The organism is Sorangium sp. So ce426, from assembly GCF_051475585.1.
Lineage (GTDB): Bacteria > Myxococcota_A > Polyangia > Polyangiales > Polyangiaceae > Sorangium > Sorangium cellulosum_B.
On the sequence record NZ_CP150341.1, the window covers coordinates 4309865 to 4322019 of the forward strand.

The following is a 12155-nucleotide window of genomic DNA, read 5'->3' on the forward strand; positions in this document are numbered from 1 at the left end:
CCGCTAGCGGGTGATGGCCTCCGGCGAAACCGCGTTCACCCGTCCCTCGACGGCGACCTCCTCGCCTTCTCCGTAGCGGATGGTCCCGAGCCAGTCGGCCGTCCATGCGATCGGCGCGGCGGAGCTGTTGAGCTCCGCGGGGCCTGAAGCGTTCACGACGATCTCGCCGATCATCCCGGCCGTCTCCGACGCCTCGGTCCCAGCGCGCCACAGGAGCGTGAGCCCGCCAGCGCACAGCATCGCCATGCAGTCGCTCGTGCAGTCGGAGTAGCCGCCGAGCAGCTCGCCGAGCGCCTCGCACTCTGCGGCGATGGCGAGCGCCGCGGGGACGGACTCCGCGTCCGCCTCCGCTGCGACCCCGAGCCCGGTCACTCCGCCGATGGTTCGGGTTGGCGACCATGTCAGCGTTCCCGCGAGCCGGAGCACGTCGCCGGGATCCGCCTTCCACGACATGAAATGTGCCGGTGGTCCGCCCGCGTTGTCAGAGGTCACGCTGCCGAGCCAGCTCGCCTCGAAGAGCGCGCGTCCCTGCATGTCTGCCACGCCGCTCAGCTGGCCGTCGAGCGTGAGCGGCGTACCCGCGAGCCCGGTACGCGCCCATCCACGACACCTGTCGCGCAGGGGGAGCGGGAGCGCGGCGAGGTGCGCCTGTGCTGCGGCGTCCCAGTCACGCTCGATCCGCTGCGCGGCAAACGCGCGCGCCTGGTCCGGCGGCGCCGCGCGCTGCATGGCGTCGAGCAGGGACGCGGCTTCCGCGCCGGCAGGCAAGAACGCGTCGAGCAGCTGCTCGGTCGCTGCTTCGAGCATCGCGGTCAGCCCCTCCGCCGTCACGAGGGTCAGCTTCGTGTCGAGGCGCGTCGCCGCCATGTCGATCGGCAGGTCCTTGATCGGGACCCAGACGTCGCGCGCTGAGCCAGCCTGCAGCTCTCGCTCGCCCACGCAACCCCACATGATCCGACCGCTGTGCAGCGCGACGGTAAGGCTTGGCCCTACAGGCGCGCCCTCGACGACCACCGGTTCGTCTGGACCGCCGTGCGCCACGAGCGCGCCCACGGGTGCTTCGGGCGCAGCGGCTGCGAGCTCCTCGCAGGTGGCCTCCGCGACGACGCTCGCCGTCCAGTCCTTCGCGACGCGCGTCCCCTCGTAGACCGGGATGACGCGGAGCGTGCCGAAGCCATCCGCGCTCACCGAAACGCCGAGCTCCGCGGACGGCCCGCCCTTCGTCGCGGCGCGGAGCCGAAACGTGCTTCCCAGGGTCGACGCGTGGAGCTGAACCGAGGCCCTGCCATTTTCGTCCGCGACGGCCGTCGTGCGGTCGACCCATGCACCTGCAGCTTCGCCGAGGAGGGTGAAGCTCACCTCGTAGGGCGCCGGCGGTTGTCCCGTGACCCAGACCGTGCGCAGCTCCCCTGGCACGAGCTGGAGCGTGCCGTCCTCCTCGAACGCCAGGACGGTGGGTCGAGCGGCGTCCCCGGGGAACTCGGGGCTGTCCGCCGACTCATCGGCCATACGAAAAGAGCAGGCCGCCAGTCCGACGATGGCGATCCAGGGAGCCGAGTACTTCCAAGGCAAGCTCACCCTTGGAGTGTACCTTGCATCTCCCCCGGCGAACAGTGGAGGGGCAAACGTACGACGGAGGTCCCGAGGCGCGAGCGGTGGCGCCGCGCCTCGATGAGGCAGATGGCGCCGGCCCGCAGGGACGCGACTACTTCACGTAGATCTGGGCGACGGCGAGGCCGCTGCCCCGGACGGTCATGATGGCCTTTGCGGGGCCGCCCACGGGGAGCGGATTCTTGAAGCAAGTGCCTTTGCCACCGAGCGTGGCGTTCGGTCCCGTGGTGTTGTCCTGGGAGAGCACCACGGGCGGCAGCATCGGCGCGGGCTGCGCGACGATCTGCAGGTTGAGCTCCTGGACGCCGAGGCCCACGCCGATCACCGAGTAACACTTGCCCGGCTGGATATTGAACGGCTGCTCGAGCGTCTGGCCGTCCTGGAACTGCCCGGCGAACGCGCCGCCCTCCGGCTGCATGCCCTGGACCTCGGAGGCCGCCATGGCGGTGAGGATCGGGGTCGCTGCGCTGACCGCGGCAGGCGCGATCGGGGTCGCCTGGCCGGTGCTCGTGCCCGTTGCGGTCGGCGCCGTCTGCGTCGGGGCGGGGGTCGTGGTGGCCGGCGGCGGGTACTGGCCCGGCTGGGTGGGCTGGCCGTACTGGCCCGGCTGGGTGGGCTGACCGTATTGTCCGGGCGGGTATTGTCCGGGGGGGTACTGGGTTGACGCCCCGTACTGGTTCTGCATCTGCGACGGGTTGTTCGGCTCCGGGTCGCTGCCGCCGCAGGCGAGGGGCGCGAGGCCGAGCAGGGCCGCTGGGATGAGGACGTGCAAGCGCATACGAGGCTCCTTCAGGGTTGTGCGGGTGAGGCCGCGACAATGGGACGCTTGCCGCACCCGCGGCGGCTCACGGCCGCTGGTCACGGTCGGTAAGACGGCCGAGGTGGGGGCGTGTTCTACAACGACTTGGCGGCGCGAGGCCAGACGCTGCGGTGCAGATGGCGCGAGGCGCGTCCAGCGAGCGGAAAGCGGCGCCGCCGCGGCCTGGGTGTACACAGGTCCTGGAGCACGTTGTCGACCAGCGTTCGACGTTTCCGTGTTCGCGGGCGGACGCGCGCGGTGTCGGCGGTGTCGGCGGTGTCGGCGGTGTCGATTGCCCGCCGCCTCCCCGCACGGCCGCGGCCGTCGAGCCGCCGATGGATGCGCTGAGCCTGGCCGGCGCCGCCCGCCGCCCCCCGTCCCTCGCGAAGACGCACCAAGCCGTCGGCGCACCCGCCCGAGGAACCACCGGTCCATGCAGCCCTCCATGGGACCCCTGCGGCGCTCCAGCCCAGTTGACGCGGGCGGAGGGCGACACCAGAAACCCCGTTCACGACCGCGCGCGGGGCGGGGCGGTCACGTGGTCCGCTTGGCGAGCCCAGCGCGGTCCCATCGCGAGCCCCGCCGGCACGCCACGGCGCGCGGCCCGGCAGTCACGCGCCGCTTCTGTGTAGATTGAACAATGGGCGATCCCGCTCGCGGCGGGAGATCAGGAACGAGCCATGAGCGACATCCACCAGGCGATCAAGGATACCGTCGAGAGCAACCGCGTCGTCCTCTTCATGAAGGGCACCAAGACCTTCCCGCAATGCGGATTTTCGGCGCGGGCCGTCGACATCCTGAAAAAGTGCGGCGTGGACTTCAAGGACGTCAACGTGCTGTCCGATCCCTCGCTGCGCCAAGGCATCAAGGACTACTCGCAGTGGCCGACGATCCCGCAGGTCTACGTGGACGGGAAGTTCATCGGCGGCTCTGACATCCTGATGGAGATGTTCCAGTCGGGCGATCTGCAGAAGCTCCTGTCGAAGCAGGACTAACGTCCGGATCGCTCGGGGGCGCGAAGCCTCGCCGCGCTGACGGCGCGGCGCAGGACCTCGTCGAACATGTCGCCGGTGAGCCGCCCCGTCTGGGTGTTCTGCTGGCTGACGTGGTAGCTGCCGAAGAGCAGCGCCGCCCCGGCGCCGCCGCGCGGATCGGGGATCGCCGCCTCCACGCCGTGCGCGAACGGCGGGAGGCGCGGGGGAGCCTCCGCGCGATCCCCCGCGGACGCGCCGCGCGAGCGGGCGAGCGCGGCGACGGCGTCATAGCCGATCTTGCCGAGCGCGAGGTAGACGCGCGCCCGATGCAGCGCCGCGAGCTCTCGGTCGATCCACCCGCGGCACGCCGCGAGCTCGGCGATCGTGGGCTTGTTGTCCGGGGGAGCGCAGCGGCAGGGAGCGGTGATGAACACGCCCCGGAGCGAGAGCCCATCGTCGCGCGAGCTGCTCGTCGGCTGCGAGGCGAGCCCCGCTCGATGGAGCGCCGCGTAGAGGAAGTCACCCGATCGATCGCCCGTGAACATGCGGCCGGTGCGGTTCCCGCCGTGCGCCGCCGGGGCGAGCCCGACGATCACGAGCGGCGCGTCCGGATCGCCGAAGCCCGGCACAGGGCGGCCCCAGTAGGTCTGGTCCCGGTAAGCGCGCCGCTTCTCTCGCGCGATCTCCTCGCGCCACGCCACGAGCCGCGGGCAGCGCCGGCACTCGATGAGCTCCGCCGTGATCAGATCGAGCGCGCGCGCCGCGCCGCCGCGGCTCACGCGGCGGGCTCGCCGCCCGAGCTCGTCGAGGCGCCGCTCTGCCCCGCGTCCGCGCCGCGCTCCGATGCGCGCGCCTCCGCGAGCGGGCGCGGCGGGGCCGCCGCGTGCGCTGTCAGGCCGCCCTGCTCGCCGGCCACCATCCCGGTCACGATGCGGTCGAGCACCGCGTCGAAGCGCAGGCGATTGAAGCGGGCTCCGCTCGCCAGCCAGTCGATGTGCCCGCCCTTGCCCGGAAAATGGCCGACGATGTCCAGGTGGTCGGCCTTGCCGGCCCAGATGAGCTCCCCCCAGACCTGCGAGGCCAGCGGGACCACGCCGTCGTTGGCGTCCGGCGGCGGCAGCTCCCCGAGCACGCGCGCGAGCTTCTGCTCGATCGAGCCGTCATGGGAGCGACAAGGGTAGTGCTCGTTCAGGCGGGCGGTGATGTTCGACAGCGCGGTGAAGATGGCAGCCGACATCGCTCCCCACGGCGACCGGAGCGCCGATACCCAGTCCCGGACGGCGTTGCGCGGCGCGTACGTCGCGACGCTCTGGTACCGCAAGCCCGCGCGGTCCTCGAGGCCGGCGTGGAGCAGATCCATCGCCTCGGGCATGAGCTGGACGATGGCGCCCTGGTCGTCGCGCAAGAGCTTCAGCCAGGCGCGCAGCTCGCGGCTCGAGGCGTCGTCGAGCACGCGGATGAAGCTCTCGACCGCGCGATCGATGAGCTCGATCTCGAAGAAGCCGAGCTGCGCCCGGCCGAACGCGGCGACCAGCGCCGACGCGGCCGCGAGCGGCGGCGCGCCGAGCTTGAGGCCGGCCACCGTCAGCGCGGTGACGGCGTAGAGCAGGCGCTGGCCGCTCACCGTGGCGAAGAAGGCGGCGAGCGGGGTGCCGAAATGCGGCGTGTTGATGGTGGTGACGGACCGCAGCCGGCTCGTCCAGCCGAGCCGGCGGTGAGCGTTCCCGGGGAGCCGCGCCGTCGGCGAAGCGACGAGGCGAGCGTCCAGGCCTCCGGTCGAGTGGCCCACGATGTGGATTGGGCCGCCGTCGTCCCCGGCGCTCTCGTCCACGAGGCGGGCGAGCTTCGCCGCCCGGCGGAGGATGGAGGCCGTCGGGTGGACCTCGCAGACGTGGATCTCGACGATGCGGCCGCGATCGCGGAACCGCTCCTCGATCGCGCGGATGAAGTGCTCGAAATACTCGAGGGAGGCGAGGGTCGCGAAGCCGAACATGCCCGGCGACAGGTAGACGCGCGTCTTCTGCACGCGCGGGAATGTGCCATGTCCGCCGGCCCTCTGCGGCATTTCCATCGCCGCCCGCGCCTGCGACCGTGACAGCCGGGCGGCGTGAAGAAGCGGCGGCATGCCGGCGGCAAATCCGGCTACCCTGCGATCGTGGACGACCCCAGCGCGCGGGAGATCGAGGCGGCCGTACAGGAGGCCCTGGGCCTGTTTGGAACATCGGGCTCGGTGAGCGTGCAGGGACGCCAGATCGCGCTGCGTGGGCGCGGCGCGCCCGTGGCCATCGATCTGGAGCAGCTGGTCGAGCAGTGGCCGCTCCTGCCACAAGAGCTGCGCACGCGTAAGGCGTCCGACATCGCGCGGCGGCTCGCTCAGGCGCACCGATCGGTGAGCTCGCTCGCGCCGCCAGCGCCGGCCGCCCGGGTCCGGCCGGCGCGGCACCTCGTGATCCCCGTCGGCGTGCTCGCGCTGGTGGTCGTCGGCGCGCTCTTCGCGTCGCGCATGCTCCGATCGCGAGAGGCCCCGGCCGCCTCGCCCACGGAGCCGGAGACGACCGCCGGCGAGGACGCGGCGCGGAACGCGCGCACCTGCGAGGCCGCGCGCAAGCGGATCTACGCCGGGGCTTCCATGGGGCCCTTCGAGCTCGCGGGCTGGGTCGCCGAGCTCTGGCTGGCGACGCCGCGCGGCGCCGCTGCAGCGGAGGTCGCCGCCGGCGCCGGGGAACCAGCAGCCCTGACCGCCGAGTCCGTGGGGCTCGGCGCGCTCATCGCGCAGGGCAAGCTGACGGCGGGCGCCGACGCCGAGCTCGCCGCGATCACCGACGGGGTCGTGGAGATCGTCCCCGGGTTCGATGCGGAGGAGGCGAGGCGCTCTCCGTCGTGGCGCGCCATCACCGCGCGCTTCTCCGGCGGATACGCGCGGGCATACTTCGATCCCGCGCACCGGGCGCGCTTCGTCGCGCTCGGCGATCGCATGGCCGACGCGGCCGCCGCGGCGCTGGGCGCCCTGTACGCGCGCTGCGCGCACCTGCCCTACCACGACGCCGGCGCCTGGTTCCGCGGCTCGGATCCGGCCACGGCGGCGACGGCGCTCGTCTATGCGTCCGGACTCTTCGCCGAGATGTCGGCGGTCGATCGCGGGGCGCTCGCCGCGCTGCCAGGGGTGGGGCCGATCGACGCCTTGCGCGGCGCAGGCGCCTCGCTCGACGCGGCGAGCCTGGGGAAGCTGGTGGGGGCGCACGGCGGGGGCATCACCAAGGGCGGGGCAGGCGCGGTCGTCATCACGTTCCCCGTCGGCGGGCCGACCCGGGCGACGACCGCGAGCCGCACCGTCGCGCGCAAGCTGCAGGTCGGCGTGGGCCAGGAGTGAACGCTCACTCGCCCGCGGCGAAGTGCACGATCGAGAAGACCGGCGCCGCGTCGCCGGCGCGCTCCGCGAGGAGCGCACGACCGCCGAGGAAATCGAGCTCGACGACGAAGGCGAAGCCGGCGACCTCGCCGCCCTGCTTGCGCGCGAGCTCGGCCGCGGCCGCGGCCGTGCCGCCGGTCGCGAGCAGGTCGTCCACGATCAGGACCCTGGCCCCCGGCCTGATCGAGCCCTTGTGCATCTCGAGCTCTGCCGTGCCGTATTCGAGCGCGTACGCCACGCGATCGGTCGCGGCCGGGAGCTTGCCTGGCTTGCGCACGGGCACGAAGCTGGCGTTGAGCCGGGCCGACAGCGCGCCGCCGAAGATGAAGCCCCGGGACTCGACGCCGACCACGACGTCGACGTGCTCGCCGACGAAGCGCTGGGCCAGGAGATCCAGCGTGATGTGGAGCGCGCGCGGATCCGCGAGGAGCGGCGTGATGTCCTTGAAGAGGATCCCGGGCTTCGGAAAATCCGGGACGTTCCGGAGGTGCGCCTTGAGATAACGGAGCGCGTGCTCGGAGGGCAGGGCGTCGTGATTGAACATGACGCCGAGCGTAGGCGAGCGCATTCGAGCCGGAAAGCGCTCCACGCGCCGCGACGCGAGCTACGTCAGGTGACGTGGCCGTCGTTGAGCTCCGCGGCGAGGAGGGCTGCGATGCCCTCGTGCTGCGCGGCGAAGAGGTCGAGGGTCAGCGGCGTGACGCTGACGGCCCCTGCGTCGTAGGCCTCGGTGTCCGAGCCGGGGACGAGGTCGTGGCGTACGCCCGCGCCGCCGATCCAGAGGTACTCGTGCCCGCGCGGATCCCGGCGGAAGATCACCTCTTCGGTGTACAGGCGCGCGCCCATGCGCGTGGCCCGCACGGGCCAGCTGCTGCCCGCAGGGATGTTGACATTGAGCAGCGGCGCTGGCCGGCGTCCCTCCTGCCCGGCGGCGCGGTGGAGGGCGAGGGCGAGCTCGACGCCGAGCGCCGCTGCGGCCGGGAGCGACGCGCCTGCATCGGCGGAGAGCGCGATCGAGGGGACGCCGCGGAGCGCTCCTTCGCGCGCGGCGGCCACGGTGCCCGAGTAGAAGATGTCGGCGCCCAGGTTGAGCCCGTGGTTCATGCCCGACACGACCAGATCGGGGCGCCGCGGCAGCACGCGCGTGCCGGCGTGGAGGGCGACGTAGATGCAGTCGGCGGGCGTCCCGTCGACCGCGAACACGCCGGGCGCAGCCTCCAGCAGCCGGAGGACGCGGTGCAGGCTCAGGGAGTGGCTCGTCGCGCTCTGGTTGACCGCGGGGGCGCACACCACCACGTCGGCGTGCCGGGCGAGCTCGTCCCGCACCGCGGTCAGACCCGGCGCCGAGTAGCCGTCATCGTTGGAGAGGAGGATCAGAGGGCGCATGCGTTCGTTCGATGGGTCTCTGGATCAGCGACCGAGCAGGCGCCTCGCGAGCGCGGCGACGAGCTCGACGAGGGCGCTGACGCGGCCGAACCATCCGGCTCCACCGCGCGCCCGCGCCATCGCGAAGGCGACCGTCCGGAGCGCGGGCGTATAAGGGTACCACCACAGCTCGCTCTTCGCCCTGCTGCGGTCCTCGAGCAAGAAGCGCGGCCGCGTGAGCTCCGCGAGCGCGTGTGGGCTGCTCGTGACGCCGTAGCCGCTGTCTCCCGCCCCCGTCCACGGCGCGGCCGGGAGCGCGCCTGTGAAGCCGTGGTTGTTGATCGTCACAACGCCGGAGCGCAGCCGTCGCGCGAGCGCGTGGGCCCGCTCGTAGCCGCGGGTCCAGAGGCTGGTCGTGAGCGCGAAGCGGGACGCGTTGGTGCGCGCGATCGCCTCCTCGGCGTCCTTCACCACGAGGATGGGAAGAACGGGGCCGAATGTCTCCTCCCGGAGCAGCGGCGTGTCCTCGCGCTCCACCTTGAGGACCGTCGGTGGGAAGGCGAGCGAGCCCTCTTCCGGCGCGCCGCCGGCGAGGATCTCCGCCCCGCCCTCGACGGCCGCCTCGAGCTGATGCCGCACGATCGCCGCCTGCCGCGCCGTCGTCATCACGCCGACGTCGATGCCGGCCCGGAGCTGCCCCGTGAGCGCGATGACGCGCGCGATGAAGCGGTCCGCGATCGCCTGCTCGACGTAGACGCGCTCGATGGAGGCGCAGTTCTGTCCGGCGTTCGTGAAGGCGCCCCAGAGGACGCCGCGCGCGGCGCGCTCCAGATCGCAGTCGCCGAGGACGATGGCGCTGTCCTTCCCGCCGAGCTCCAGGGACGTCGGGATGAGGCGCTCGGCGCACGCGACGGCGATCTTCTTGCCGGTGGCGACGCTGCCGGTGAAGACGACGAGATCGACGCCGGCCCCGACGAGCGCGGCGCCGACGTCGCTGCCGCCCTGCGCGACGGCAAGGACGCCGTCCGGGAGCAGCCCGTCGAACAGCGACGTGACGAGCGCGCCGGAGCGCGGCGTGACCTCGCTCGGCTTGAAGACGACGGCGTTGCCCGCGAGCAGCGCCGGCACGATCGTGCGCAGCGGGATCGCGACAGGGTAGTTCCAGGGCGTGATGAGCGCGACGACGCCGCGCGGATCCCTCTGGATGCGCCCGACCTTGCCGGGGTAGGCGAGCGGGTCGAGCGCGACGGGGGGGTCGTCGAGCAGCTCCTCGATGGACCGGGTCCAGTAGTCGATGAGATCCGCGTTCGGGAGCACTTCAGCGAGCGCGGCCTCCTCGAGCGGCTTGCCGCACTCGCGGTGCACGAGCGTCGCGATCTCCTCGGCCCGCGCGAGCAGGCGCTTCTTGACGCGCGCGATGAGCTCGGCGCGCTCCCTGATCGGGACCTCCGCCCAGGCGATCTGCGCCGCCCGCGCGCTGGCGACGATCGTCGCGAGGGCGCTGAGCTCTGTCGCTGCCACGCCGTCGAGGGGCGCTCCCCCTGCCGGGCTGCGCAGAGGGAAGGGACCGGAGCTCGCTACCCTGACGGACGCCGACGAGGCCGCGTCGCCAGCTGCGGCGCCGGCCTCGTGGGGAAGGGGAGTCGTCTCGGAATCCATCGGGCGCGGAGCCTAGCACCGCGCTCCTGCCCCTCTGCATGGGGCAGGAGCGCGACCCCTAGGGAGCAGGCCCCGACCGGACCGGCCGGGGGCGCGGGTTTCTACGGAGCGGGATCCGGCGCAGGCGCGGTCTCTTCAGCGGGCGCGGGCGCAGCGCCCTCACCGTCCGGGGTGGCGGTGCCGGCGGGGCTGCCTTTCCGCTTCGTGGCGCGGTCGGGCGCCGGGCTCGCCGCGGAGGGCGTGATCGACACGACCGTCTGCTTGCGGCAACCGACGATGACCGCCTGGCCGGCGGAGAGCCACGAGGGATCCGACGTCTTCTCCGTCGTCAGCTTGCCGAGCCGCACGTAACGCGTCCCGCAAGGCACGTCGAGCGTCTCTCCGGTGCTTCCGGCGAGCGAGCCGTTCACATACACCGACGCGCGCTCTGGCGAATTGACCGTCAGGTGGCCCCGGCTCGGCGGCAGATCCTCGGCCTTGCCTGCGGCCGGCGCAGCGCTCGCCTCGGGCGCGGCGCTCGCCTCGGGCGCGGCGCTCGCCTCGGGCGCGGCGCTCGCTGCCGGCGTCGCGGTCTCGGCCGCGGACGGCGCAGCGGGCGCCGTCTCGGTGGGCGCGGCGGTCGGCGTCGGCGCGGTGGCCGGCGGCTGCGCGGTCGCGCCCTGGGTCGCTCCCGGAGGCGTGTCGACGTTGGGGAGGGGCGCGGGCTCGGGGTCAGACACGCTGAGCCGGTACGCGACCGCCGCGCCGCCCACGAGGAGCGCCACCGCGGCGATCACGATGCCCACGCGGGAGCGCGGGCGCGGCGGCGGTCGCACGGTGATGCCGGCGTCCGCGGCGGGCCGCGCCGTGACGTGGTCGGAAGGCTTCACGTCCTTGTCGGCCGGGAGGGGCGGGTCCTTGGTGATGACCTTCGGGAGAAGATCGCGATCGGCCGCCTTCGGCCTGGACCTGCGATCCGCTTCGTCGCCCGCGTCTCTCGACAGCGTTCCGGGCGACGCATCGCCGGCCTCTTCCGCGACCGAGCGCGCGATGGCCTGGGCTTCGGACCGCGCGGAACGGACGGCCGTCTCCTCGTCCTCGAGGCCCTCGGGGCGAGAACGAATGACGGTGGGCTCGTCCTCGAGCATGCCGCGGATCACGGTCGGCTCGTCGTCGACCATCTCGCGGCTGAACTCTCGCTCGGTGGCAGGCTCCCCCATCGCGCGCCGCGTGGCGGCGGCGATCGGATCCGGCGCCTTGGGGGTGACCGGCTCACCAGAAGAGGACGGCCCACGGGCGGTGACCGCCTCGAGCGTGGCGGCGTCGTCCGCGGCGGCCGACGCGGTCGTGGCGTGTACCTCCGCGCGGTCGGGCCGAGATCGGCGCTCCGCGCGCGCCTCGGCATCCGGCGCCGCCCTGCGCTCGGCCGGGAGCTTCAGCGCTGCAGCGGGCTTCTGGCCGGGTTCCGGCTCGTCGGGGAGGAGCCCTGCGAACGAGAGCTCGCTGTCGCTCTCCGCAACCTTCGGCCGCGCAGCGACGTCCTCGTGAGGGAAGAACGGCTTCGTCTCTGCGCGCGGGCTGGAGCCCCGGGCCGGGGGCACCGCCGGGCCTGCAGTGGGCGCGTCCTTGCCCAGGGCAGCTGACCTGGCCGCAGGCGCCGTGACCTTGGCCGCGGTCCTGGCTGCCTCTCTCGGCTTCAGCTCGGCCGCCTCCGCGGGCGGCCGGAAGGTCTCCTGAGCACCGGCCGGGGGGCCGGCGTCAGCCCGCGGGAGATCGATCGAGGCGGCGGGCCTCGCGACCGGCTTCCCGGGTGAGCTGGGAGGCGGCGCAGGGTTGCGCGCCGGCGTCGCCGCTGCCGGCTTGGCGGCCGCGGCCTTGACCCCGCTCGCCGCGGGCGTGGCGGCTGCAGCCGTCTTCACCGGCGGCTGTTGCGGCGTCTTCGCCGGAGATTGCTGTGGCGCCTTCGCGGCCGCTGCCGGCTGCTTCGCGGCGCTGGCCGCCGCGGTCTGCGACGCCTGCGCGGCCGCCGGGCTGAAGGCGTCGATGCCACCGACGTCGTCCAGGACGGGCTCGATGGCGCGCGGCGCAGACGGTCCGCTCGCGGCGACCGCGCTGGCCGCCGCTGCCGGCCGTGCTTCGTTCGCCGGCGAGCTGAACCTGGGGTCGGGCGAGGCCGCGCCCGCCGTGTCGTTGGCGATGGCGCCGGGCGCCTCGCCGCGATGCGGGACGAGCTCGGCGGAGGCCGCGAGCTGCGCCCGGGTGCGAGGCGCAGCGGCGTTCCGCTGCACCCGGTGGAGGAGCGCTTCGAGGGTGGCGACTTTTTCGGCGACGTTCACGCCGCGCCAGCATATCGCGGCTC

Annotated in this window: 10 protein-coding genes; 2 read left to right on the forward strand and 8 right to left on the reverse strand. The window is 73.5% G+C overall.

Annotation, left to right across the window (positions count from 1 at the left end):
* Nucleotides 1-3: 3 nt before the first annotated feature.
* Together WMF44_RS16110 and WMF44_RS16115 are read right to left on the reverse strand one after the other, a co-directional pair.
* Entirely contained in the window at nt 4-1578 is a 1575-nt protein-coding gene (locus WMF44_RS16110) for a hypothetical protein (RefSeq protein ID WP_437299997.1), read from the reverse strand.
* Nucleotides 1579-1705: 127 nt separating this feature from the next.
* A complete protein-coding gene (locus WMF44_RS16115) occupies nt 1706-2389 on the reverse strand; it encodes a hypothetical protein (RefSeq protein ID WP_437299998.1) in 684 nt (227 codons plus the stop codon).
* 701 nt (nt 2390-3090) lie between these two features.
* Between WMF44_RS16115 and grxD the strand changes: the two genes are divergently transcribed.
* The gene (gene grxD, locus WMF44_RS16120; protein WP_012235610.1) at nt 3091-3405 is read left to right on the forward strand and encodes a Grx4 family monothiol glutaredoxin; all 315 of its coding nucleotides are present in this window, start codon (nt 3091-3093) and stop codon (nt 3403-3405) included.
* Here grxD and WMF44_RS16125 read toward each other — a convergent pair.
* Complete coding sequence (locus WMF44_RS16125) at nt 3402-4163, reverse strand: uracil-DNA glycosylase (protein ID WP_437299999.1); 762 nt, start codon at nt 4161-4163, stop codon at nt 3402-3404. The two genes, grxD and WMF44_RS16125, sit on opposite strands and share 4 nt — an antisense overlap.
* A complete protein-coding gene (locus WMF44_RS16130) occupies nt 4160-5410 on the reverse strand; it encodes an esterase/lipase family protein (protein WP_437300000.1) in 1251 nt (416 codons plus the stop codon). The genes WMF44_RS16125 and WMF44_RS16130 overlap by 4 nt, the downstream gene beginning before the upstream one ends.
* Before the next feature lie 129 nt (nt 5411-5539).
* On the opposite strand from WMF44_RS16130, the gene WMF44_RS16135 reads away from it, so the two are divergent.
* On the forward strand, nt 5540-6754 hold the full coding sequence (locus tag WMF44_RS16135; protein ID WP_437300001.1) for a hypothetical protein: 1215 nt from the start codon (nt 5540-5542) through the stop codon (nt 6752-6754).
* A 4-nt stretch (nt 6755-6758) separates the two neighbouring features.
* Here WMF44_RS16135 and WMF44_RS16140 read toward each other — a convergent pair whose 3' ends face one another.
* The 4 genes from WMF44_RS16140 to WMF44_RS16155 form a co-directional block, all read right to left on the reverse strand.
* On the reverse strand, nt 6759-7361 hold the full coding sequence (locus tag WMF44_RS16140) for an adenine phosphoribosyltransferase (RefSeq protein WP_437300002.1): 603 nt from the start codon (nt 7359-7361) through the stop codon (nt 6759-6761).
* 41 nt (nt 7362-7402) lie between these two features.
* Nucleotides 7403-8179, reverse strand: a complete 777-nt coding sequence (gene surE, locus WMF44_RS16145; RefSeq protein ID WP_437300003.1) for a 5'/3'-nucleotidase SurE — start codon at nt 8177-8179, stop codon at nt 7403-7405.
* 24 nt (nt 8180-8203) lie between these two features.
* Nucleotides 8204-9817: an aldehyde dehydrogenase family protein gene (locus WMF44_RS16150; RefSeq protein WP_437300004.1), complete on the reverse strand. Its 1614-nt coding sequence runs from the start codon at nt 9815-9817 to the stop codon at nt 8204-8206.
* Nucleotides 9818-9918: 101 nt separating this feature from the next.
* Nucleotides 9919-12132 carry a hypothetical protein gene (locus tag WMF44_RS16155; protein ID WP_437300005.1) on the reverse strand — a complete coding sequence of 738 codons (2214 nt, stop codon included), beginning with the start codon at nt 12130-12132 and terminating at the stop codon, nt 9919-9921.
* Nucleotides 12133-12155 lie beyond the last annotated feature (23 nt).

Coding starts and splice junctions, on each gene's coding strand:
- WMF44_RS16115 (WP_437299998.1), bottom strand. CDS start 2,389: ATGCGCTTGCACGTCCTCATCCCAGCGGCCCTGCTCGGCCTCGCGCCC.
- grxD (WP_012235610.1), top strand. CDS start 3,091: ATGAGCGACATCCACCAGGCGATCAAGGATACCGTCGAGAGCAACCGC.
- WMF44_RS16140 (WP_437300002.1), bottom strand. CDS start 7,361: ATGCGCTCGCCTACGCTCGGCGTCATGTTCAATCACGACGCCCTGCCC.
- surE (WP_437300003.1), bottom strand. CDS start 8,179: ATGCGCCCTCTGATCCTCCTCTCCAACGATGACGGCTACTCGGCGCCG.
- WMF44_RS16150 (WP_437300004.1), bottom strand. CDS start 9,817: ATGGATTCCGAGACGACTCCCCTTCCCCACGAGGCCGGCGCCGCAGCT.